Origin of the sequence: Variovorax davisae (assembly GCF_030316845.1) — a bacterium.
GTDB classification, from domain to species: domain Bacteria; phylum Pseudomonadota; class Gammaproteobacteria; order Burkholderiales; family Burkholderiaceae_C; genus Variovorax; species Variovorax davisae.
The window spans coordinates 143,296-165,655 of sequence record NZ_JASZYS010000007.1; the positions used below are offsets into that span (position 1 = coordinate 143,296).

Consider the following 22,360-nt stretch of genomic DNA (forward strand, 5'->3'; position numbering starts at 1 on the left):
GAAGACACATCGAATGAAACCCATCCAAGTTGGCCTGCTCGGCATCGGCACGGTCGGTAGCGGCACCTTCCAGGTGCTGCGTCGCAACCAGGAAGAAATCAAGCGCCGCGCCGGCCGCGGCATCGAGATCACGATGGTCGCCGACCTCGACACGGCGCGCGCCAAAGCGGTGGTCGGCGAGGGCGTCCAGGTGGTGGCCGACGCCCGCGCCGTGATCGCCAATCCCGAGATCGACATCGTGGTCGAGCTGATCGGCGGCTACGGCATCGCGAAACAGCTGGTGCTCGAGGCGATCGCGGCCGGCAAGCACGTGGTCACGGCCAACAAGGCGCTGCTCGCGGTGCACGGCACCGAGATCTTCGCGGCCGCCCATGCCAAGGGCGTGATGGTGGCCTTCGAGGCGGCGGTGGCCGGCGGCATCCCGATCATCAAGGCGCTGCGCGAAGGCCTCACGGCCAACTCGATCCAGTGGATCGCCGGCATCATCAACGGCACCACCAACTTCATCCTGTCCGAGATGCGCGACAAGGGCCTGGACTTCGACACGGTGCTCAAGGAGGCCCAGCGCCTGGGCTACGCCGAGGCCGACCCGACCTTCGACATCGAGGGCGTCGACGCCGCCCACAAGGTGACGCTGATGAGCGCCATCGCCTTCGGCATCCCGGTGCAGTTCGACCGCGCGCACGTCGAGGGCATCACCAAGCTGGCGGCGCAGGACATCAAGTACGCCGAGCAGCTCGGCTATCGCATCAAGCTGCTGGGCATCACCAAGCGCAAGGCCCAGGGGATCGAGCTGCGGGTGCACCCGGCGCTGGTGCCGTCCAAGCGCCTGCTGGCCAATGTCGAAGGCGCGATGAATGCGGTGGTGGTCAACGGCGACGCCGTCGGCACCACGCTCTACTACGGCAAGGGGGCCGGCAGCGAGCCGACCGCCAGCGCCGTGATCGCCGACCTGGTCGACATCGCGCGCCTGCACACGGCCGACGCCGCGCACCGCGTGCCGCACCTGGCCTTCCACCCGGACGCGATGAGCGACCTGAAGGTGCTGCCGATGGCCGAGGTCGTGACCAGCTACTACCTGCGCCTGCGCGTGGCCGACGAGGCCGGCGTGCTGGCCAAGGTGACCGGCCTGCTGGCCGGCGCCGGCATCAGCATCGACGCCGTGCTGCAGCGCGAAGCCGACGAAGTGGGCGGCGAAGGCTCGACCCAGACCGACCTCATCATCCTCACGCACGACACCCGCGAGGGCACGCTCGACGACGCCATGGCGCAGCTGCAGGCACTGCCGACCGTGCTGGCGCCGATCGTGCGCATCCGCAAGGAAGAGCTCTCCTGATGCGCTACCTGTCCACGCGCGGTCACCCGGACCGCCGCCGCTTCTGCGACATCCTGCTCGAGGGCCTGGCGCCCGACGGCGGCCTCTACCTGCCCGAGCAGTATCCGAAGGTCGACGCGGCGACGCTCGCGAAGTGGCGCGGCCTGAGCTACGCCGAACTGGCTTTCGAGGTGCTCTCGCTCTATGTCGACGACATCCCGGCCGCCGACCTGAAGGCCCTCTGCGCCAAGACCTACACCGCCGAGGTGTTCGGCAGCGACGAGATCGTGCCGCTGCGCGAACTCGAGGACGGCGTCTACCTCGAAGCCCTGTCGAACGGCCCGACCCTGGCCTTCAAGGACATGGCGATGCAGCTGCTCGGCAACCTGTTCGAATACGAACTGAACCGCCGCGGCGAGCAGCTCAACATCCTCGGCGCCACCAGCGGCGACACCGGCAGCGCGGCCGAGTACGCAATGCGCGGCAAGAAGGGCGTGCGGGTCTTCATGACCTCGCCCGACGGCCGCATGAGCCCGTTCCAGCAGGCCCAGATGTTCAGCCTGCAGGATGCGAACATCCACAACATCGCCGTCGACGGCGTGTTCGACGACTGCCAGGACATCGTCAAGGCGGTGTCGAACGACCTGGGCTTCAAGCGCAAGTACAAGATCGGGACGGTCAATTCGATCAACTGGGCGCGCCTCCTGGCCCAGGTCGTGTATTACTTCGCGGGCTACTTCCAGGCCACGGCTTCGAACGACAAGCAGGTCAGCTTCACCGTGCCTTCGGGCAATTTCGGCAACGTCTGCGCGGGCCACGTGGCCCGCATGATGGGCCTGCCGATCCGCACGCTGGTGGTGGCGACCAACGAGAACGATGTGCTCGACGAGTTCTTCCGCACCGGCGTCTACCGCGTGCGCGCGGCCGCCGACACGCACGAGACCTCCAGCCCGTCGATGGACATTTCCAAGGCCAGCAACTTCGAGCGCTTCGTGTTCGACCTGGTGGGCCGCGACGGCGCCAAGACGCGTGCGCTGTTCGAGGGCGAACTGGGCCGTGCCGGGCGTTTCGACCTGCGTGGCGACCCGGTCTTCGCCCAGGCGGCGCAACGCTTCGGCTTCGCCAGCAGCCGCAGCACCCACGCCGACCGCCTGGCCACCATCCGCGATACCGACAAGCGGTTCGCGACACTGATCGACACCCACACCGCCGACGGCCTGAAGGCCGCGCGCGAGCACCTGGTCGCCGGCGTGCCGATGATCGTGCTGGAGACCGCGCTGCCGATCAAGTTCGCCGAGACCATCGTCGAGGCGCTCGGCCACGAGCCGGCGCGGCCGGCGCGCTTCGAGGGCATCGAGGCGCTGCCCAAGCGGGTGGTCAAGCTGCCGGCCGACGCCGAAGCGGTCAAGGCCTACATTGCGCAGCACTGTGACTGAGAGGCCCCCACGCTCGTCGTTTCGTGTCCTCGCTGCTCCCCGAGGGGGCGCTGGCCGGCTCGGGGCGGTCCGGCGCCGGCCTGAGCGGGCCGGCCGCGCATGAAAGTCATCGGCTTCGCCGGCTACTCGGGCGCCGGCAAGACCACGCTGGTCGAGCGGCTGATCCCGGTGCTCAGGCTGTTGGGCCAGCGCGTGTCGGTGGTCAAGCATGCGCATCACAAGTTCGACATCGACCATCCGGGCAAGGACACCTTCCGCCATCGCGAGGCCGGTGCCTTCGAGGTCGTGGTGGCCTCCGACAAGCGCCTGGCGCTGATGCGCGAGTTCGAGCGACCGACCGAGCTCGGCGTGCACGAGCTGATCGCCGAGCTCGACCACGGGGTCGACTGGGTGCTGGTCGAGGGCTTCAAGCACAGCGACCTGTTCAAGATCGAGGTCTTTCGCGCACCCGCCGAGGGCGAGGCGGCGCGGCCGGCGCGCTACCTCGAGGACGCCTTCGTCGTCGGCATCGCGACTGACGATCCGGCATGCCTGCCGCGGCCGACCGGGCTGCCGATCTTTGACCTCGACGACGCCGATGGCATCGGCGACTGGCTGCTGCGGCACGCCGAGCGTTTCGACTACAAGGTAGACCACCATGGCTAGCGCTTCCAACCGTCTCCCCCTCATGCCGCTCGACGAGGCGCTGGCGCGGTTGCTGGCCGCCGCCACGCCCCGCCTGGGCACCGAGAGCGTCTCGACCTTCGAGGCCGACGGCCGGGTGCTGGCGCAGGACGTGGTGTCGGGGCTGACCGTGCCGCCGCGCGACAACAGTTCGATGGACGGCTATGCGGTGCGCAGCGCCGACTGCGTGGCCGCGGGCGCCGTGCTGCGGGTGGCGCAGCGGATTCCGGCCGGCAGCGTCGGCACGCCGCTCGCCGCCGGCACCGCGGCGCGCATCTTCACCGGGGCCCAGATCCCCGAGGGCGCCGATGCCGTCGTGATGCAGGAAGACACGGCGGCGCTGCCCGAGGAGGGCGGCCTGGGCCGCGTGCGCATCGAGATCGCGCCGGCGGCCGGCCAGTGGATCCGCCGTGCCGGCGAGGACGTCGCGGCGGGCGACGTGGTGCTCGCCCGCGGCGAGCGGCTGACGCCGGCCGGGCTCGGTCTGGCGGCCAGCGTCGGGCTCGACCGGCTGCAGGTGTCGAAGCGCCCGCGCGTGGCGCTGCTGTCGACCGGCGACGAACTCGTGATGCCGGGCGAGGTGGCGCCCGATGCGATGAAGCCGGGCTCGATCTACAACTCGAACCGGTTCTTCATGCGGGCCCTGCTGGTGCGGCTGGGGTGCGAGGTCAACGACCTGGGCATCGTGCCGGACCGGCGCGAGACCACCATCGAGGCGCTCGCCGCCGCATCGCTGGGCAACGACCTGATCATCACCACCGGCGGTGTCTCGGTCGGCGAGGAAGACCACATCAAGGCCGCGGTGCAGCATCTCGGCCAGCTCGATCTCTGGTCGTTGTCGATGAAGCCGGGCAAGCCCTTCGCCTACGGCCGTATCGGCGACGCGCACCTCACCGGCCTGCCGGGCAATCCGGTGTCGAGCTTCCTGACCTTCCTGCTGCTGGTACGGCCCTTCCTGCTGACTTTGCAGGGCGCGTCGCGCGTGGCGCCCGAGCCGATCGCGGTGCGCGCCGATTTCGACTGGCCGAAGGCCGACCGGCGGCGCGAGTTCCTGCGCGCCCGGCGCAATGCCGCGGGCGGGCTCGACGTCTTCGGCAACCAGAGCTCGGGGGTGCTGACCTCCATGGTCTGGGGCGACGGCGTGATCGACACGCCGGCGGGCCAGCCCTTCAAGGCCGGCGACACGGTGCAGTTCATTCCCTTCGCCTCGCTGCTCGGCTGACCATGCAAGTCAAGGTGCGCTACTTTGCATCGGTGCGCGAGGCGCTGGGAAGCGGCAGCGAGACCGTCGACACCCGCGCGGCCGACCTCGGCGCCCTGCGCGACGAACTGATCGCCCGCGGCGAACCGCATGCCAGCGCGCTGGCCCGGGGCCGGGCCGTGCGCATGGCGCTCGACCAGGTCATGAGCGGCGAGAGCGCCGCGCTGCGCGAGGGCAGCGAGGTCGCCTTCTTCCCGCCGGTCACGGGCGGCTGAGCGCCTGCAGGCTGCCGAGCAGGCGCTGGCGCCGCTCGGGCGGAACCCGCGTCATCGGCGAGCGCAGTTCGTCCTGCATCAGGCCCCGGGCGGCCAGCGCCGCCTTCAGCGGACCCGGGTTGGGGTCGGAGAACAGGGCCTCGACCAGGGGCAGCAGCGGCTGCCACTCGGCCCGCGCCTCGGCCAGCCGGCCCGCGCCCAGCAGGCGAAGCACCTTCACGAACCGCTCGGTCTGCAGGTGGGCACTGGCGGCGATCGCGCCAGCGCCGCCTTCGGCCACCGTGGCGAAGAGCTGAGCGTCTTCGCCGGCCAGCACTTGCAGCCGGCCGTCGGCGATCAGGGCCCGGGTCTTGGCCAGGTCGCCGCCGCAGTCCTTGATGCCGCGGATCCGCGGGTGGGCTGCCAGCGCCAGCAGGGTCTCGCGCTCGATCGCGACGCCGGTGCGGTACGGAATGTCGTAGACCAGCAGCGGCACCGCGCTGGCATCGGCAATGGCCCCGAACCACTCGGCCAGCCCGGCTTGCGAGGGGCGGATGTAGCTCGGCGCCGGCACCAGCAGGCCGGCCAGGCCGCAGGCCGACAGGTGGCGGACCCAGGCCAGCGTCTTGCCGAGGTGGTAGCCCGAGAGGCCCATGACGCGGGGCAGCGAGGGGGCGGCCGCGGCGACCGTCGCCAGCACCGCCAGCTGCTCGTCCTCGTCGAGCGCGGCGGCTTCGCCGGTTGAGCCGCAGACCACGAAGCCCGCGATGCCGGTGGCAGCCAGCCCTTCGGCCAGCGCCGCGAGCGCGGCGTGGTCGACCGCGTGGTCGCGGAACGGCGTGACGAGCGGAATCCAGAGGCCCGAGAAGTCGGGAGAGGGGGAAGGATGAGAGTCTTGCACGCAGTTGTCCTTTTCAGGTTTCGACCGATGGAGGAAACCACCGTCGAATGCGCGCACGCCACCCACTTCGGCCCGAGGCCTTGCAGTTCCGTCGCTCATCCGACGACGGAACCTGAGCTCCGGTCAGACGAGCTCGGGTTTTTTGGCTTTGCCTTGCAGGCGCACGCAGGCCGCTTCTTCGCGAGAAGAGGGCTGGCGTTGCAGGGCGCTGGAAGGCATCGCGCGAGTGTATCGCGGTGCCACAATCCGTGGATGCGCACCGCCCGTGTTTCGATCCAGACCGAGGACTTCGACCTGCAGCAGGAGGTCGCCGCGCTGCGTGCGGGCGACGCCGGCGTCGGCGCGGTCTGCTGCTTCATCGGCACCGTGCGCGACCGCAACGACGGCAGCGCCGTCGCCTCGATGGAACTCGAGCACTACCCGGGCATGACCGAAAAGGCGATCGAGGCCATGATCGACGAGGCCTGCAGGCGCTTCGACATCCTCGGCGCGCACGTGATCCACCGGGTCGGCCTGCTGCAGCCGCAGGACCAGATCATGATGGTCGCCGTGACCTCGGCACACCGCGGCCAGAGCTTCCTGGCCTGCGAGTTCCTGATGGACTACCTCAAGACCCAGGCGCCCTTCTGGAAAAAGGAAGAGACGCCCGAGGGCGCCCGCTGGGTCGACGCGCGCGCGACGGACGACGAAGCCATCGCGCGCTGGGGCATTGCCTCGGGCAATGCCGCTGAGCCTCACTGCGGCTGAAAGCCGCTGGACTTGATGATCTGCGCCCAGGTCTGGGTGTAGCTGCGGACGCGGCCGGCGAACTGGCCCTGCGGCATGTATTCGACGCTCAGGCCCATCGCGGTCAGGCGGTCGCGCACGTCCGGCATCTTGAGCACCTTGGCCAGCGCGACGCCGAAGCGGTCGATCACCGGTTGGGGGGTGCCCACCGGCGCAAAGATGCCGTAGTAGGGCAGGTCTTCCAGGCCCGCCAGGCCCAGTTCGGCGAAGGTCGGCACCTGCGGCAGCACGGCCTGGCGCTTGTCGCCGATCACGGCGACGACGCGGATCTTGCCGGCCTTCTGGTTCTCGATGAAGTCGGGGACCGAGCCGATGCCCGCCGAGATCTGGTTGCCCAGCATGTCGGCCAGCATCGGGGCGCTGCCGCGGTAGGGGGCGGCCTGGACGTCGATCTTGTACTTGGCGCCGATCAGCTTGACCAGGAATTCGGGGATCGAGGCGGGCGCCGGGACGCCGATCGTGTCCTTGCCGCCGCGCTCCTTCCTGACCCAGGCCACGTATTCGTTGACCGACTTGGCCGGCGTGCCGCCCGACACCGCGAGCGCATTGGCGAAGGTGGCGAAGCCGGCCACCGGCACGAAATCACGCGCCGCATCGAAGCCGGGGTTCTTCACCACCAGCGGCAGGATCGAGATCGAATGGTCGTGCGAGAGGAACAGCGTGTGGCCGTCGGCCGGCGCGGCCTTCAGCGCCTGGGCGGCGATCTGGCCGCCGGCGCCGGCGCGGTTGTCGACCACCACGGAGGTGCCCAGCTCGTCCTTGAGCTTCTCGGCCAGGGTGCGGGCGATCACGTCGGTGCCGCCGCCGGCCGGAAAGCCGACCAGCAGCCGGATCGGCGTGCCGGCCGGCTGGGCCAGCGCCAGGCCCCCGGCGGCCAGCAGGCCGGCCGCGAAAAGGCCGCGCACGAGGCGCGTGGCGCCACTCCATGTTGACTTCAGCATCTATCGACTCCAATGATTGCAGTTGAAAAAGTCCGGACGGTCTTGAACTCGCCACGGAACGGCCCTATTTTGAATGCAGGAATCAAGCCATGCGACAAGACAAACTCACCACCAAATTCCAGGAAGCCCTCGCCGACTCGCAGTCGCTCGCGCTGGGCAACGACAACGCCTACATCGAACCGGCCCACCTGCTGGTCGCGATGCTGCGCCAGGACGACGGCCCGCGCGCGCTGCTCGAGCGCGCCGGCGCCAATGTGCCGGGCCTGCTGCAGGCCGCCGAGGCGGCGATCAAGAAGCTGCCGAAGGTCGAGGGCCATGACCAGGTGCAGGTCGGCCCCGAACTGGGCAAGCTGCTGCAGGCGACCGAAAAGGAATCGATCAAGCGCAATGACCAGTTCATCGCCAGCGAACTGTTCCTGCTCGCGGTGGCCGACAGCAAGGCCGACATCGGCAATCTCGCGCGCAGCAACGGCGTGAGCCGCAAGTCGCTGGAGGCCGCGATCGAAGCGGTGCGCGGCGGCCAGGGCGTCAACAGCGCCGATGCCGAAGGCCAGCGCGAGGCCCTCAAGAAATACTGCATGGACCTGACCGAGCGGGCCCGCCTGGGCAAGCTCGACCCGGTCATCGGCCGCGACGAGGAAATCCGCCGCGCGATCCAGGTGCTGCAGCGCCGCACCAAGAACAATCCCGTGCTGATCGGCGAACCCGGCGTCGGCAAGACCGCGATCGTCGAGGGCCTGGCCCAGCGCATCGTCGCCGGCGAGGTGCCCGACTCGCTCAAGGGCAAGCGCGTGCTGTCGCTCGACATGGCGGCACTGCTGGCCGGGGCCAAGTTCCGCGGCGAGTTCGAAGAACGGCTCAAGACCGTGCTGAACGAACTCGCCAAGGACGAAGGCCAGACCATCGTCTTCATCGACGAACTCCACACCATGGTCGGCGCCGGCAAGGCCGAGGGCGCGATGGACGCCGGCAACATGCTCAAGCCGGCCCTGGCGCGCGGCGAGCTGCACTGCGTCGGTGCCACCACGCTCGACGAGTACCGCAAGTACATCGAGAAGGACGCCGCGCTGGAGCGCCGCTTCCAGAAGATCCTCGTGGGCGAGCCGAGCGTCGAGGCGACGGTGGCGATCCTGCGCGGCCTGAAGGAAAAATACGAGGTCCACCATGGCGTCGACATCACCGACCCGGCGATCGTCGCCGCGGCCGAGCTGAGCGACCGCTACATCACCGACCGCTTCCTGCCCGACAAGGCGATCGACCTGATCGACGAGGCAGCGGCCAAGATCAAGATCGAGATGGACTCCAAGCCCGAGGTCATGGACCGGCTCGACCGTCGCCTGATCCAGCTGCAGATCGAGCGCGAAGCCGTGCGCCGCGAAAAGGACGAGGCATCGCAAAAGCGCTTCGGCCTGATCGAGGGCGACATCGCGAAGCTGCAAAAGGAGATCGCCGACCTCGACGAGGTCTGGCAGGCCGAGAAGGCCCAGGCCCAGGGCAGCGCGCAGATCCGCGAGGAGATCGACAAGATCAAGTTCCAGATCGCCGAGTTCACCGCCAAGGGCGACTTCAACAAGGTCGCCGAGCTGCAGTACGGCAAGCTGCCGGGGCTCGAGAAGCGGCTCAAGGAAGCGCAGGACACCGAGGCCAGCAAGGGCAAGTCGAGTGCGCCGACCTTGCTGCGCACGCAGGTCGGCGCCGAGGAGATCGCCGAAGTGGTGGCGCGCGCCACCGGTATCCCGGTGTCCAAGCTGATGCAGGGCGAGCGCGACAAGCTGCTCATGATGGAAGGCAAGCTGCACGAGCGCGTGGTCGGCCAGGACGAGGCCATCGGTGCGGTCGCCAACGCGATCCGCCGCTCGCGCTCGGGCCTCGCGGACCCGAACCGCCCGACCGGCTCCTTCCTGTTCCTCGGCCCCACCGGCGTGGGCAAGACCGAACTGTGCAAGGCGCTGGCCGGCTTCCTGTTCGACAGCGAGGACCACCTGATCCGCGTCGACATGAGCGAGTTCATGGAGAAGCATTCGGTCGCCCGCCTGATCGGCGCGCCGCCGGGCTACGTGGGCTACGAGGAGGGCGGGTACCTGACGGAAGCCGTGCGCCGCAAGCCCTACAGCGTGCTCCTGCTCGACGAGGTCGAGAAGGCGCACCCGGACGTCTTCAACGTGCTGCTGCAGGTGCTCGACGACGGCCGGCTGACCGACGGCCAGGGCCGCACCGTGAACTTCAAGAACACGGTGATCGTGATGACCAGCAATATCGGCTCGCCGATCATCCAATCGATGGTCGGCCGGCCGACCGAGGAGATCAAGGACGCGGTCTGGGACGAGCTCAAGAACTACTTCAGGCCCGAATTCCTGAACCGCATCGACGAAACCGTGGTGTTCCATGCGCTCGACGCCAAGAACATCGAAGCCATCGCGGCGATCCAGCTCAAGGTGCTGAAGGACCGCCTGGCCAAGATGGACCTGGGGCTGGAGGTGTCGCCGGCGGCGCTGGCCGAGATCGCCAAGGTCGGCTTCGACCCGGTGTTCGGTGCGCGGCCGCTGAAGCGGGCGATCCAGCAGCGGATCGAGAATCCGCTGTCGAAGCTGCTGCTCGACGGCAGCTTCGGGCCGAAGGACACGATCAGCGTCGGCACCGATCCGATCCAGGCACCGGGGCAGTTCACGTTCAGCAATGACCGGGAACCCTTGGCCGAGACCGTATCCTAAGAACGATGCTGAATTTCTTTCTTCGCCTCGTCTTCTTCATGCTGGGCCTCGTGTTCGCGGCCAGCCTGGCGGTCGCCGTGCTGCTGCTGGCGGCCGTCTGGGGCCTGCGCTATGCCTGGGCGCGGCTCACCGGCAAGCCGGTGCAGCCGTGGGTGATGCGCTTCGACCCGCGTGGCGGCTTCGACCGCTTCCGGGCCGCTGGCCGGCCGGCCGAGCCCACGGCGGCGGACGTCGCAGGCGCCCGTGCCCAGGGGCAGGCCGCCGACGCGCCAGTGCGGCTGCGCGATCCGGGCGTGGTCACCGACGTGCAGGCGCGTCCTGTGTCGCGCGACGACGCCCTCTGATCAGGCGCTGTACAGGGCCTCGATCTCGCTCGCGTAGCGCTGGTAGATGCTGGCGCGCCGCACCTTCATGGTCGCGGTGACCTCGCCATCGTCGTGGTCGAGCTCCTTGGTCAGCAGGTGGAAGCGGCGCACCTGCGAGACCTGCGCCAGCTGCGCATTGCCGCGCTGGAGCTCGGCATCGATCAGGTCGCGCACCCTCGGCTGGTCGACCAGCGAGCGGAAATGCGTGAATGAGATCCGCTCGGCCTCGGCCCATTTGCCGACCGTCTCGTAGTCGATCTGCACCAGCGCGCCGACGAACTTGCGGCCGTCCGCCACCACGATGCATTCCTTGATGAAGGGGCTGCCTTTCATCGTGTTCTCGATCTCCGAGGGCGTCAGGTTCTTGCCGCCGGCCGTGATCATGATGTCCTTGAGGCGATCGACGATGCGCAGTTGGCCATCTTCCTCACGCACCACGTCGCCGGTGTGCAGCCAGCCGTCGCGGATCGACGCCGCGGTGGCTTCCGGATTCTTGTAGTAGCCCTCGAACACCATCTCGCCCTGCACCAGCAGTTCGCCGTCGGCGCCGATGCGGTGGTTGGTGCCCAGGATCGGCGGGCCGACGGTGCCGATCCTGACCTGGTCGCCGCGGTGGCCGGTGATCATGCCGGTCGACTCGGTGAGGCCGTAGACCTCCACCAGCGGCACGCCGAGCGTGCGGAAGAAGCGCACCACGTCGGGCGGGATCGGTGCCGCGCCGGTCAGCGCGACCTTGACGCGGCGCAGCCCGATGAAGTTCTGCAAGGCGCGCAGCACGGTCCAGTAGGCCAGCGCGAAGCGGGCCCTCTCGCCGAGGCTCCAGCGGCTGCGCGGCTTCTCGGCCAGCGGCGCGCAGGCGGCCATCGCCCGCCGGTACAGCGCGCGCTGCAGGCGGCCGGACTCCTGCATCTTGATGCTGATGCCGGCATGCAGCTTCTCCCAGATGCGGGGCACGCCGAGGAACATCGTGGGGGCGACCTCGCGCAGGTCTTCCTGCACCGTGCGGATCGATTCGCCGAAGTTGACCTGGGAGCCCAGGTAGAGCGGCACGAAGGTCGAGAGCATCTGCTCGGCCACGTGGCACAGCGGCAGGTACGACAGGTGCGTGGTGTTGGGGTCGAGGCCCAGGCGCTCGACGATGCCGGGCACCACGCCGCGGATGTTGCGCCAGGAGATCATCGCGCCCTTGGGCTTTCCGGTGGAGCCCGAGGTGTAGATCATGAGGCCGATGTCGGCCAGCGTCTGGGCCTGCAGCGCGGTGTCGATCTGCGCCGGCCCTTCACGCGCGGCGACGGCGGCGCCGGCCTTTTCGACTTCGTCGAAGCTGATGACGCGCTCGCGCAGCGAGGCATCGAGGCTGCGCAGGCCCTTGGTCTCGATCACGATGATCTTCAGCAGGCGGGGCAGGCGGTCGAGCGCCTCGATGACCTTGTCGGTCTGTTCCTGGTCCTCGCAGACGATCAGCTCGATGTCGGCATGCGCGACCACGTAGGCGATCTCGCTGCTCGGGCTGGTCGGGTAGACGCCGACCGTGACCGCGCCGACCAGGCCGGCGCCCAGCTGCGCCAGCACCCATTCGATGCGGTTCTCGGACAGGATGCCGAGATGGCCGCCGGCCGGCAGGCCGAGCGCACGCAGGCCGAGTCCGAAGTGGCTGGCGCGGCGGTGGTAGTCGGCCCAGTTCACCGGCTGCCAGATGCCGAAGTCCTTCTGCCGGATCGCGATCGCCTGGGGCTGCGCGCGCGCCTGCTCGCGCAGCATCTGCGGCAGGGTGAGGGCAGGGAGCTTTGCGCTCATGAGAGCCAGCGCTTGCGGCGCTTGTAGTGCTTGAGCCCGCGGAAGCTGCGTGCTTCGCCGCCGCCGCCCACGCCAAGGTAGAACTCGCGCACGTCGGGGTCGGCCGCGAGCCGTTCGGCGCTGCCGTCGATCACGATCTTGCCGTTCTCCATGATGTAGCCGCGGTGGGCGACGGCCAGCGCCACGCTGGCGTTCTGCTCGACCAGCAGCATCGAGACGCCGCGCTCGGCGTTGATGCGCGCGATGATCGTGAAGATGTCCTCCACCAGCTTGGGCGAGAGCCCGAGCGAGGGCTCGTCGAGCAGGATCAGCTGCGGCTCGGCGACCAGCGCGCGGCCGATCGCGAGCATCTGCTGCTCGCCGCCCGACAGGTAGCCGGCCAGGCCCTTGCGGCGTTCGTGCAGCCGCGGGAAGTAGGCGTACACGGCATCGAAGTTGCGCGGTGCCGGGCCGCGGCCGCTGTGGGCGTAGGTCGCGGCGACCAGGTTCTCCTCCACCGTGAGGTCCTCGAACACGCGCCGGCCCTCCATCACGTGGCACAGGCCGCGCCGCACCAGCTGCTGCGGCGGCACGCGCGCGGTCGAGGCGCCGTTGAAGGCGATGCGGCCGGCCTGCAGCTCGCCGTCTTCCAGCACCAGCAGGCCCGACACCGCCTTCAGCGTGGTCGACTTGCCGGCCCCGTTGCTGCCCAGCAGCGCCACGATCTCGCCGCGCGGCACGGCCAGCGACAGGCCGCGCAGCACCTGCACCACCTTGTTGTAGACCACCTCGATGTTGTTCACTTCGAGGACCAGGTCCGCGGCCGCGCCTTGCATCGTCAGTCCAGCTTGATCCAGTCGGACGCAGGCACCATCTTCTGCGCCTTCATGTCGGCCGTGTACACCCGCCCCACGGGAATGGAGTTGCCCTTGATCGTGATCGGCACGCCGATCAGGCCGCCGGTGTCGAAGTCCTTGATGGTGTTGAGCGCCGCCTTGAGGTTCTTGCCGTCGAGCGGCTTGCCGGCGTCGAGCGTGCGCTTCGCCGCCTCGGTGAACAGCATCGCGGTCAGGAAGCCCTGCGTGTAGGCCGTGCTCTGGTACTCGGGGCGCAGCTGGCGGATCTTGTCGAGCATCGGCGACTTGGCCGAGGTGTCGTAGTAGTAGCGATAGGGCATCACGCCCATGAAGCCGTCGCCGGCCTCGCCCATCTTCATCACGGTCGAGCTGTCCATGGTCCAGAAGGTGCCCATCCACTTGCTGGTCATGCCCATCTGCTTGCCCTGCTGCACGAACTCGGGAATCGGCGCCAGGATGTAGCCGTGGAAGATCGTGTAGTCGGGCGCGGCGCGGCGCAGCTTGATGACCTCGGTCGAGACGTCGACGCTGCCGGGCGGCGTCATGAGCTTGACCGGCACCGTGAGGCCGAGCTTCTTCGCCATGGCTTCGCTGGCCTCGATCGGGTCGCGGCCGAACTCGGAGTCGGAGTAGACGAAGGCCACCTTGGCGCCGGGCTTCTCCTTGGCGATGTGCTTGAGCAGGATGCCGAACATCTCGGTGTAGTCGGGCCCGACCAGGAACTGGTTCGGGTACTTGGCCGGGTCGTTGAGCTCGGTCGCGAACGAGGCGCCGGCCATCAGGATCTGGCCGCTGCGGTCGAGCTCGGGGTTGATGGTCTTGGCGAAGCCGGTCGAGTCGCCGTAGTAGAGATTGACCTTGTTCTGGCTCGTGATCTTCTTGAAGGCGGCGACCGAGGCATCGACCTTGTAGCCGGTGTCCTCGGGCACGTAGCGCAGCTTGCGGCCCTTGATGCCACCGGCGTCGTTGACGATCTTCACGTAGTCGGCGATGCCGGCGTTGATGCCGATGCCGGCGAAGGCGAAGACACCCGTCATCGGGATCGAGCCGCCGATCACGATGTCTTCGGCCTGGGCATGCACGGCCAGCGGCGCGGCGAGGGCGGCCGAAGCGGCCAGCAGGAGGGTGCGGCGGCGTGCCGAGACGGGTTGCGATTTCATGATGTCTCCAAGTTTTGAGGCGGCCTAGGTCTTGAACGGCCACAGATGAAAAAAGCGGCGAATGCGCCGCCACACTTCTGCGAGCCCGTGCGGCTCGAACACCAGAAACCCGACGATCAGCAGGCCGAAGACGACCGTGCGGACCGGCGACAGGAAAACGGTCGCCTCGGTGCCGCCGGGCAGCAGGTCGAACACCAGCTTGAGCAGCTCCGGCACCATCGTCATGAAGACCGCGCCCAGGATGCCGCCGAGGATCGTGCCCATGCCGCCGACGATGATCGCGGCCAGGAAGAAGATCGACATCAGGAGCGGAAAGCTCTCGGGCGTGACGACCCGGAAGAAGTAGGCCCACAGGCCGCCGGCCACGCCGGCGTAGAAGGACGACAGCCCGAAGGACAGCAGCTTGTAGCGCAGGAGCGGAATGCCCAGCACCTCGGCCGAGATGTCGCGGTCGCGGATCGCGATGAAGGCGCGGCCGATTCGGGTGCGGAACAGGTTGGCGGCGCCCAGCACCATCAGCAGCGTGACCGGCAGGATCACCCAGTAGAGCCGGAACGAGGTGTCGAGCGCGACCCCGAACAACTGCGCGGGCGGCAGCGACAGGCCCGTGGTGCCACCGGTGAGCTTGAGGTTGGCGAACAGGAAGTGCGTGATGAAGGAGGCCGCGATGGTCGCGATCGCGAGGTAGAGCCCCTTGACCCGCAGCGACGGGATGCCGACCACCAGGCCGCCGAGCATCGCCACCACGCCGCCGGCCACCAGGTTGAGCAGGAAAGGCGTGCCCAGGCGCGTCTGCAGGATCGCCACGGTGTAGGCGCCCAGCCCCATGAACGCGGCTTGCCCGAGGCTCACGAGCCCGGTGTAGCCGGTCAGGATGTTGAGCCCGGTGGCGCTCGCGACATTGATCGCGACCAGGCAGGCGAGGTAGAGCCAGTAGTCGCTGGCCATGAAGGGGAACAGCAGCAGCAGCGCGGCGCCCAGTGCGAGCCAGCTCTTCTGCGTGCGCGAATCGAACAGCGCGGCGTCGGCGAGGTAGCTCTGCTTGAGGGTGCCGATGCGCATCAGAGTCTTTCTATTTCGTGCGTACCGAACAGGCCGTAGGGCCGGATCATCAGCACGACGACCAGCACCACGAAGGTCGCCAGCAGCTTGTACTCGCCGCCCAGGTACGAGCCCGCGAGCGCTTCGACCAGGCCGATGAAGACGCCGCCGACCAGCGCGCCGAGCACGCTGTCGAGACCGCCGACGATCACCACCACCAGCACCGACAGGCCGAACACGCCCATCGACGACGAGATGCCGCCGATGGCGCCGACGATGATGCCGGCCACCGCCGCGATCATGGCCGAGGCCACCCAGGCGAGCGAGAACACGCGCGGCACGTTGATGCCCATCGCGTAGGCGGCGGCCTGGTCGGAGGCGGTGGCGCGCAGCGCGACGCCGCCGCGCCAGAAGCGGAACACCAGCAGCACCAGCACGATCAGCACCAGGGCCACCAGCGCGCCGTAGGCCACCTTGGGCGCCAGGAAGGCGTCGCCGACCATCACCGGCGTCTTCGGCAGGAACTCGGGCAGGCGGCGCTGGTCGGCGGTCCAGACGATCTCGACCAGCCCGACCAGGATCGACGCCAGCCCGACCGTGACCATGAAGACCGAGATCGGCGGCTCGCCCAGCAGCGGCCGGATCATGGTGCGCTCGACCACGGCGCCGAGCAGGCCGGTGCCGAGCACCGCGCCCAGCACCGCCAGCCAGATCGGCAGCGAGAAGCTGGCGGCGAAGGCGAAGAACAGGTAGGCGCCGATCATCAGCATCTCGCCGATCGCGATGTTGACCACCCGGGTGGCCTTGTAGACCAGCACGAAAGCCAGGGCGGCCAGCGCGTAGAGGCCGCCGCTGGCGACGCCGTTGAGCGCGATCTCGAACAGGTAGGCCCAGTCCATCATGCCTGCGCCGCCGTGGCTTGCGAGCCGCGCAGCTTGTCGCGCAGGGCGGCAACGTCGCCGGCGCCGAGGTAGGCCCGGATCACCTCGGGATCGGACTGCACCGCGGCCGGCGCACCCTGCGCGATGACCTGGCCGAAATTGAGCACCACGACGTGGTCCGACAGGTCCATCACCATGCCCATGTCGTGCTCGACCATCAGCACGGTCACGCCCCACTCGTCGCGCAGGTCGAGGATGAAGCGCGCCATGTCCTCGGTCTCTTCGCGGTTCATGCCGGCGACCGGCTCGTCGAGCATCAGCACGCGCGGCTGCATCGCCAGCGCGCGTGCCATCTCGACGCGCTTCTGCAGCCCGTAGGGCAGGGCCGACACGCTGGCGTGCCGGATGTGGTCGATCTCGAGGAAATCGATGATGCGCTCCTCGACATCGCGGCGCAGCTCGGCTTCTTCCCGGCGGGCGCGGCCGAGATAGAGCAGGGCGTCGAAGACGTTGGACCGGAGATGCGAATGGCGCCCGAGCTTGATGTTGTCGAGCACCGTCATGCCGCGGAACAGCGCGATGTTCTGGAAGCTGCGCGCCAGGCCGAGCCGGGCTCGCTGCGGCGCCGGCAGCGTCGTGATGTCGCGGCCCTCGAACAGCACCCGGCCGGCAGCAGGGCGGTAGAAGCCCGAGATGGTGTTGAACAGCGAGGTCTTGCCGGCGCCGTTGGGGCCGATCACGGCCGTGATCGAGCCGGGCGCGACCTCGAAGCCGACGCCGCTCAGCGCCCGCACGCCGCCGAAGGCGAGCGTGAGTGCATCGACCTGCAGCACGGGGCTGGACGGGGCGGCAGCAGCGGGATGGATGGCGTCAGGCATCGATCAGGGTTTGCGCGGAAGAATGCGGGGTTACCCACGCGTAGAATTTCTACTCGCCGGTAATGTTCGATGCCGCGCCTGTCGGCAGCATCGGGACTTTCCCGGGCGCTTCGATCCATGGCCACCCGAAAAACCTCCCCGCCTGCCGGTGCATCGCCCTGGAAGCCGGCCGGCGCGCGCGCGCAGCAGCGCGAAGCCAAGCGCAACGCGGTGCTGCAGACGGCGGCGCGCCTGTTCAACGAGCGCGGCTTCCACGCCACCTCGCTCGACGACATCGCCGAGCAGCTGCACGTGAGCAAGCCCACGCTCTACTACTACGTGAAGAGCAAGGACGACATCCTGCTCGAGTGCGTGCGCACCGCGCTGGGCATGATGCAGCAGGGCATCGACGAGGTCCGACGGGCCGGCGGCAGTGCGATCGACCAGCTGATGGCGTGCATGCGCATCTACTCGCGCATCGTGACGATGGACTTCGGCATGTGCGTGATCCGCATCGGCGAAGACCCGCTGCCGGCGGCGCGGCGCAAGGAACTGCGGCGGCTCAAGGCCGGCATCGACGGCGAGTTCCGTCGCTTGATCGGCGACGGCATCGCCGAAGGCTCGCTGGCGCCCTGCGATCCCAAGATGGCGGCCTTCGTGCTGGCCGGCGCACTGAGCTGGATCGGGCGCTGGTACAACCCCGACGGTGGCCTCGATCCCGACCAGATCGCCGACCAGAGCATCGCGCTGCTGATGGCCGGCGTGCAGCAGCGTCCCGCCACGGCGAAGAAGGTGGCGGCGCGCAAGTCAAAATAGCGGATGCCCACGCCGCGTCCACCCGTTCTTGTCGATCCGCTCGAGGTCGAATTCAGCGCCATCCGGGCCCAGGGCGCGGGCGGCCAGAACGTCAACAAGGTCTCGAGCGCGGTGCATCTGCGCTTCGACATCCCCGCCAGTTCGCTGCCCGAGGACGTCAAGGCGCGGCTGCTCGCGCTGCGCGACAGCCGCATCACCCAGGAAGGCGTGCTGGTGCTGAAGGCGCAGAAGCACCGCAGCCAGGACATGAACCGCGCCGATGCGCTGGCGCGGCTGCAGGAACTGGTCGACGGCGTCGCCGTGGCGCCGCGCGTGCGGCGCGCCACCAAGCCGAGCTACGGCTCGAAGCAGCGGCGGCTGGCGGGCAAGAGCCAGCGCTCGGAGATCAAGAGCTTGCGCGGGCCGGTCAAGGACTGACGCAGGCGGTGGCACGGGGGCGGAGAACCCCGTATGCTGTGGGCTCCCGGTTCGATTGCACACAGTTTGTAGACAAATCATATGAAGTCCAAAGTCGCGTCCAAGCCAGCGGCGCATGCAAAGGCCAGGAAGGCGGCGGCACCGGTCAAGACCGTGCGGTCCCGCAAGCCCGTGCCGTCGGAAGCGCCGCCGGCCGCGAAGTCCTCGCCCGACGGCGAGGGCTCGACGAACCTGACCGACCGGGCCTATGCCGTCGTGCGCCGGCTCATCTTGCAGCGCGAGCTGATCGGCGGCGAAGTGCTGGTCGAGGGACGGCTGGCCGAGCGGCTCCAGATGTCGCGCACGCCGCTGCGCGAGGCCTTGCTGCGCCTGGAGGGCGAAGGGCTGCTGGTGCGCGCCAATGCCCGCTCCTACGCGGTGCGGCGGATCACGGCGTCGCACTACTTCCAGTGCCTGCAGGTGCGCGAGCGGCTCGAGTCGCAAGCCGTCTCGCTGGCGATGGGACGCGTGCCGCCGGACCAGGTGCAGGCCCTGCGCAGCGCCATCCTGGGGCTGGATTCGAGCCAGCAGGGCTCGAGCCACTGGCAGGCCGACGACCAGATCCATGGCCTGTTCGCGCGCGCCTCGGGCAACGCGATGCTGGCCGACACCATCGCGCACCTGCGCGTGCTGTGCCGGCTGTTCGAGGTGGTCGACCCCTTCAGCCGCATCGAGGACGACCGCACCGAGCACCTGGCGATCCTCGATGCCTACATCGCCGGCAACGAGAAGGCGGCCGAGGACGCCGTGGTCGCGCACCTGCGCAACCTGGCCCGCTACACCTTGTCGAGGCTCAGCAACGGGCTCGTGACGGAATTCGCGCAGTAGAGCCGGCCGGCGGCGCCCTCAGTGGCGCAGGATCTTGCCGACGAACTCGCGCGTGCGGGCCTCGCGCGGCTGGTCGAAGATCTGCTTCGGGCCGCCGATCTCGACCACCTGCCCGCCGTCCATGAAAACGACCTTGCTCGACACCTCGCGCACGAAGCCCATTTCGTGCGAGACGATGAACATCGTCATGCCCTCGGCAGCCAGCAATCGCACCGTGTCCAGCACTTCATTGACGAGTTCGGGGTCGAGTGCCGCCGTCACCTCGTCGAGCAGCAGGATGCCGGGCTGCAGGGCCAGCGCCCGCGCGATCGCCACCCGCTGCTGCTGGCCGCCCGAAAGCTGGTCGGGGTAGGACTTGAGCTTGGCCCCCATGCCGACCTTCTCGAGCAGCTGGATCGCATAGTCCTCGACCTGCTTGCGCGGGCGCCCCTTGACCTTGATCGGCGCCACCGTCACGTTGTCGAGCACGCTCATGTTCTGGAACAGGTTGTACTGCTGGAACACGATCGCCATCTGCGAGCGGATCCGGCGCAGCTGCTCGCGGTCGCTGTAGTCCAGCGCCTGGCCGTCGATGCGCACCTGGCCGGCAATCGGCGGCAGCAAGCCCATCAGCACGCGCAGCAAGGTGCTCTTCCCCGAGCCCGAAGGGCCGATGAGACTGACGATCTCGCCCTTGTCGACCGACAGGTTGATGCGCTCGAGTACGGTGTGGGCGCCGTAGTTGGCCTCGAGGTCAACGATTTCGAGTTGGGGCAAGCTTGTTCTCCAGGTGTTTGCCGAACCGGGCCAGCGGATAGGACAGCATGAAATAAAGAGCCAGCACCGTGCCGTAGACCAGTGTGGCCGAGAAGCCCTTGTTGTTCATCGTCTTGCCGGCGAAGGCCAGCTCGACGACGCCGATCTGGGAGGCGAGCGCGGTGTCCTTGATGAACAGGACGAAGAAGCCGAAGACCGGCGGCAGGATGATCTTCCAGGCCTGCGGCACGATCACGAGGCGCAGCGTCTGGAGGTAGCTGAAGTTCATCGTCTCGGCGGCGTCCCACTGGTTCTGGTGCACCGATTCGAGGCCGCTGCGCACGATCTCGGCGATGAAGGCGGTGGCGATCAGGCAGACGCTGATCAGGGCCACGGTGAACATCGAGAGGTCGGCGTCGAGCCCCTGGAAGATGAAGAACACCAGCATCAGCGTGACCAGGAACGGGATGCGCCTGAACAGCTCGATGAAGACCGTGGCCGCCACGCGCAGCGGCCGGCCCGCCGGCCGGCTGCCGAGCCGCACCGCCGCCAGCAGGAAGCCGAGCGAGAAGCCGACGATGCAGCCGATGGCCGACAGGGCGAAGGTGACGCCCAGCGCCTTGGCGAAGAAGACCAGGTTGTAGTAGCTGAAGAAGCGCGGCAGCTCCTGGATGATCTGTTCGAGCATCAGAACCACCTCATCTTGGCGCGGAAGAAGCGCTTCCCGACGAAAGCCAGCGACAGGGTGGCGATCAGCGTGATCACGATGTAGAGCACCGCCGCAACCGAGAACACCTCGATCGAGCGGAAGGTCTCCGAGTTGATGTTGTAGGCCCGCCCGGTGAGCTCCTCGACGCCGAACACGGCCGCCATCGACGTCCCGAGCGTCATCAGGATGTACTGGTTGGAGAGCGGCGGGAACAGCACGCGCACGATGTGCGGCAGGATCACGTAGCGAATGGTCTGGATGCGCGAGAAACCCAGCGTCTCGGCCGCCTCGAGTTCCGGCCGGCGCACCGATTCGAAGCCCGCGCGCTGGATCTCGGTGAGGTATGCACCGGCATTGAGCGTCATGCCGATCAGCACCGCCTGGTAGGGCGACAGCACGATGCCGGCGTCGGGCAGCGCGAAGAAAATGAAGAAGATCTGGATCAGCTGCGGCGTGTTGGTGAAGAACACCACATAGGCGCCGACGAGGCGGCGCGCCCAGCGCGGGCCGTAGGCGCGCACCGAGGCGCCGGCCAGGCCGAGCAGCATGCCCAGGGCGAACGCCAGGAAGGCGATCTGCAGGCTCAGCCAGGCGCCGCCGACCAGGTAGGGCAGTCGTTCGAGAACCGGTGTGAAGTCGAATTGCATGAGGTGTCGAGGTCTTGAATGATCGGCGCCACCGGCAGGCTGGCTGGCGGTGGCGCCGGACCGTCGGCCGCGACCTTACTTGTAGCTCGGTGCGGTGCGCGGGTCGTGCAGCATGGGGCCGCCGAACCACTTCTTCCAGCGTTCGTCCACGAAGCCGCTCTTGTGCATGTCCTTGATGGCGCCGTTGAGCTTCTCGCGCAGCGCGTCGTTGCCCTTCTGCACGCCGATGGCGCAGAAGTAGACCTCGATCGGCGCGTCGACGATGCGCCAGTCGACCTTGTGCTTGGCGGTGTGTTCGGTCATGAAGTCCATCACGTCGATCATCGCGTCGGCCCGTCCCTGGGCGATGGCGCGCACCGCGTCGGGGTAGTTGTCGAGCAGCAGCAGCTGGGCCTTGGGCAGCTTCTCCTGGACCAACTTCACGGGCGTGGCGCCGCGCACCTCGACCAGCTTCACCGCCGGGTCGTTGAGCTCCATCCAGTCCTTGTAGGGCTTGGCCTTGGTGGTGAGCACGCCCAGCACCTCGGTGTGCAGCGGCACGGTGAAGTCGATCACCTTCTGGCGCTCGGCCGTGATGGTCATGGCGCCGAGCACGGCATCGATCTTGCCGCTGCTCACGAAGGGGATGCGGTCGGGCGAGCCGACCTGCACCAGCTCGGTCTTGACGCCGAGCAGTTCGCCGAGCTTGCGGGCGATGTCGACATCGAAGCCGTCGATCTCGTTCTTGTCGTTGAAGATGCCGAGCGGAGGCAGGGTCGGATTGACGCCGATCACGATCTTCTTGCTGGCCACGATTTCATCGAGCGTGCGCGCGGTCGCCGCGGCCGGGAGGCCCAGCAGCGTCGAGCCCAGTGCGAGCGAACCGGCCACCAGCAGGGTGCGGCGGATGGCGTTCCTTGTTTGCTTCATCGAGAAGAACTCCTAGAGGTTGATGATGGAACCGGGCTGCCGATGCGGCCCGAGTGCGGGGACGGCGAACGCAAGACGAGTGCCAGTTTACAGTTTGTCGGCAAAAAATATAACG

23 protein-coding genes are annotated in these 22,360 nt (G+C 68.3%); 11 read left to right on the plus strand and 12 right to left on the minus strand.

Annotated elements, in window-relative coordinates:
• Window positions 1-13 precede the first annotated feature (13 nt).
• The 5 genes from QTI33_RS17670 to QTI33_RS17690 all read left to right on the plus strand — a co-directional run bounded on the left by QTI33_RS17670 (window position 14) and on the right by QTI33_RS17690 (window position 4,890).
• Window positions 14-1,336 (plus strand): homoserine dehydrogenase, encoded by a 1,323-nt coding sequence (locus tag QTI33_RS17670; RefSeq protein ID WP_286507469.1) that lies wholly within the window; start codon window positions 14-16, stop codon window positions 1,334-1,336.
• Window positions 1,336-2,751 (plus strand): threonine synthase, encoded by a 1,416-nt coding sequence (gene thrC, locus QTI33_RS17675; RefSeq protein ID WP_286507471.1) that lies wholly within the window; start codon window positions 1,336-1,338, stop codon window positions 2,749-2,751. The genes QTI33_RS17670 and thrC overlap by 1 nt, the downstream gene beginning before the upstream one ends.
• A gap of 99 nt (window positions 2,752-2,850) precedes the next feature.
• Window positions 2,851-3,396 (plus strand): molybdopterin-guanine dinucleotide biosynthesis protein B, encoded by a 546-nt coding sequence (gene mobB / locus QTI33_RS17680; protein ID WP_286507472.1) that lies wholly within the window; start codon window positions 2,851-2,853, stop codon window positions 3,394-3,396.
• Window positions 3,389-4,636, plus strand: coding sequence for a molybdopterin molybdotransferase MoeA (locus QTI33_RS17685; protein WP_286507473.1), 1,248 nt, complete (start codon window positions 3,389-3,391; stop codon window positions 4,634-4,636). Before mobB ends, QTI33_RS17685 begins: the two co-directional genes overlap by 8 nt.
• Window positions 4,637-4,638: 2 nt before the next feature.
• Window positions 4,639-4,890, plus strand: a complete 252-nt coding sequence (locus tag QTI33_RS17690; RefSeq protein ID WP_286507474.1) for a MoaD/ThiS family protein — start codon at window positions 4,639-4,641, stop codon at window positions 4,888-4,890.
• Here QTI33_RS17690 and dapA read toward each other — a convergent pair.
• Window positions 4,877-5,770, minus strand: a complete 894-nt coding sequence (gene dapA, locus QTI33_RS17695; RefSeq protein WP_286507475.1) for a 4-hydroxy-tetrahydrodipicolinate synthase — start codon at window positions 5,768-5,770, stop codon at window positions 4,877-4,879. The genes QTI33_RS17690 and dapA overlap by 14 nt on opposite strands.
• Before the next feature lie 252 nt (window positions 5,771-6,022).
• On the opposite strand from dapA, the gene QTI33_RS17700 reads away from it, so the two are divergent.
• Window positions 6,023-6,517 carry a molybdenum cofactor biosynthesis protein MoaE gene (locus QTI33_RS17700; protein ID WP_286507477.1) on the plus strand — a complete coding sequence of 165 codons (495 nt, stop codon included), beginning with the start codon at window positions 6,023-6,025 and terminating at the stop codon, window positions 6,515-6,517.
• Here QTI33_RS17700 and QTI33_RS17705 read toward each other — a convergent pair.
• Entirely contained in the window at window positions 6,505-7,497 is a 993-nt protein-coding gene (locus QTI33_RS17705; protein ID WP_286507478.1) for a Bug family tripartite tricarboxylate transporter substrate binding protein, read from the minus strand. The two genes, QTI33_RS17700 and QTI33_RS17705, sit on opposite strands and share 13 nt — an antisense overlap.
• Window positions 7,498-7,586: 89 nt before the next feature.
• On the opposite strand from QTI33_RS17705, the gene clpB reads away from it, so the two are divergent.
• A complete protein-coding gene (gene clpB / locus QTI33_RS17710; protein WP_286507479.1) occupies window positions 7,587-10,208 on the plus strand; it encodes an ATP-dependent chaperone ClpB in 2,622 nt (873 codons plus the stop codon).
• Window positions 10,209-10,213: 5 nt separating this feature from the next.
• Window positions 10,214-10,552 (plus strand): hypothetical protein, encoded by a 339-nt coding sequence (locus QTI33_RS17715; protein WP_286507480.1) that lies wholly within the window; start codon window positions 10,214-10,216, stop codon window positions 10,550-10,552.
• Here the strand turns inward: QTI33_RS17715 and QTI33_RS17720 are convergent, their stop codons facing one another.
• The 6 genes from QTI33_RS17720 to QTI33_RS17745 are packed head-to-tail and all read right to left on the minus strand — an operon-like array spanning window position 10,553 to window position 17,166.
• Window positions 10,553-12,370 (minus strand): AMP-dependent synthetase/ligase, encoded by a 1,818-nt coding sequence (locus tag QTI33_RS17720; RefSeq protein WP_286507481.1) that lies wholly within the window; start codon window positions 12,368-12,370, stop codon window positions 10,553-10,555. It lies immediately after the preceding gene.
• On the minus strand, window positions 12,367-13,185 hold the full coding sequence (locus QTI33_RS17725; RefSeq protein ID WP_286507482.1) for an ABC transporter ATP-binding protein: 819 nt from the start codon (window positions 13,183-13,185) through the stop codon (window positions 12,367-12,369). Before QTI33_RS17725 ends, QTI33_RS17720 begins: the two co-directional genes overlap by 4 nt.
• Before the next feature lie 2 nt (window positions 13,186-13,187).
• Complete coding sequence (locus QTI33_RS17730; RefSeq protein ID WP_286507483.1) at window positions 13,188-14,366, minus strand: ABC transporter substrate-binding protein; 1,179 nt, start codon at window positions 14,364-14,366, stop codon at window positions 13,188-13,190.
• A 24-nt stretch (window positions 14,367-14,390) separates the two neighbouring features.
• Window positions 14,391-15,428, minus strand: coding sequence for a branched-chain amino acid ABC transporter permease (locus tag QTI33_RS17735; RefSeq protein ID WP_286507484.1), 1,038 nt, complete (start codon window positions 15,426-15,428; stop codon window positions 14,391-14,393).
• Entirely contained in the window at window positions 15,428-16,309 is an 882-nt protein-coding gene (locus tag QTI33_RS17740; protein WP_286507485.1) for a branched-chain amino acid ABC transporter permease, read from the minus strand. Before QTI33_RS17740 ends, QTI33_RS17735 begins: the two co-directional genes overlap by 1 nt.
• A complete protein-coding gene (locus tag QTI33_RS17745; protein ID WP_286507486.1) occupies window positions 16,306-17,166 on the minus strand; it encodes an ABC transporter ATP-binding protein in 861 nt (286 codons plus the stop codon). Before QTI33_RS17745 ends, QTI33_RS17740 begins: the two co-directional genes overlap by 4 nt.
• Before the next feature lie 117 nt (window positions 17,167-17,283).
• Here QTI33_RS17745 and QTI33_RS17750 point away from each other — a divergent pair, with 117 nt between their 5' ends.
• From QTI33_RS17750 to QTI33_RS17760, 3 genes are all read left to right on the plus strand, one after another.
• Window positions 17,284-17,961 carry a TetR/AcrR family transcriptional regulator gene (locus QTI33_RS17750; RefSeq protein WP_286507487.1) on the plus strand — a complete coding sequence of 226 codons (678 nt, stop codon included), beginning with the start codon at window positions 17,284-17,286 and terminating at the stop codon, window positions 17,959-17,961.
• 3 nt (window positions 17,962-17,964) lie between these two features.
• Window positions 17,965-18,378: an alternative ribosome rescue aminoacyl-tRNA hydrolase ArfB gene (gene arfB, locus QTI33_RS17755; RefSeq protein WP_286507488.1), complete on the plus strand. Its 414-nt coding sequence runs from the start codon at window positions 17,965-17,967 to the stop codon at window positions 18,376-18,378.
• 81 nt (window positions 18,379-18,459) lie between these two features.
• Window positions 18,460-19,245 carry a GntR family transcriptional regulator gene (locus tag QTI33_RS17760; RefSeq protein ID WP_286507489.1) on the plus strand — a complete coding sequence of 262 codons (786 nt, stop codon included), beginning with the start codon at window positions 18,460-18,462 and terminating at the stop codon, window positions 19,243-19,245.
• An 18-nt stretch (window positions 19,246-19,263) separates the two neighbouring features.
• Here QTI33_RS17760 and QTI33_RS17765 read toward each other — a convergent pair whose 3' ends face one another.
• From QTI33_RS17765 to QTI33_RS17780, 4 genes are all read right to left on the minus strand, one after another.
• Entirely contained in the window at window positions 19,264-20,001 is a 738-nt protein-coding gene (locus tag QTI33_RS17765) for an amino acid ABC transporter ATP-binding protein (protein ID WP_286507490.1), read from the minus strand.
• A complete protein-coding gene (locus QTI33_RS17770; RefSeq protein ID WP_286507491.1) occupies window positions 19,979-20,668 on the minus strand; it encodes an amino acid ABC transporter permease in 690 nt (229 codons plus the stop codon). Before QTI33_RS17770 ends, QTI33_RS17765 begins: the two co-directional genes overlap by 23 nt.
• Window positions 20,668-21,336 (minus strand): amino acid ABC transporter permease, encoded by a 669-nt coding sequence (locus QTI33_RS17775; protein ID WP_286507492.1) that lies wholly within the window; start codon window positions 21,334-21,336, stop codon window positions 20,668-20,670. Before QTI33_RS17775 ends, QTI33_RS17770 begins: the two co-directional genes overlap by 1 nt.
• Before the next feature lie 75 nt (window positions 21,337-21,411).
• Window positions 21,412-22,245 (minus strand): transporter substrate-binding domain-containing protein, encoded by an 834-nt coding sequence (locus tag QTI33_RS17780; RefSeq protein ID WP_286507493.1) that lies wholly within the window; start codon window positions 22,243-22,245, stop codon window positions 21,412-21,414.
• Window positions 22,246-22,360 lie beyond the last annotated feature (115 nt).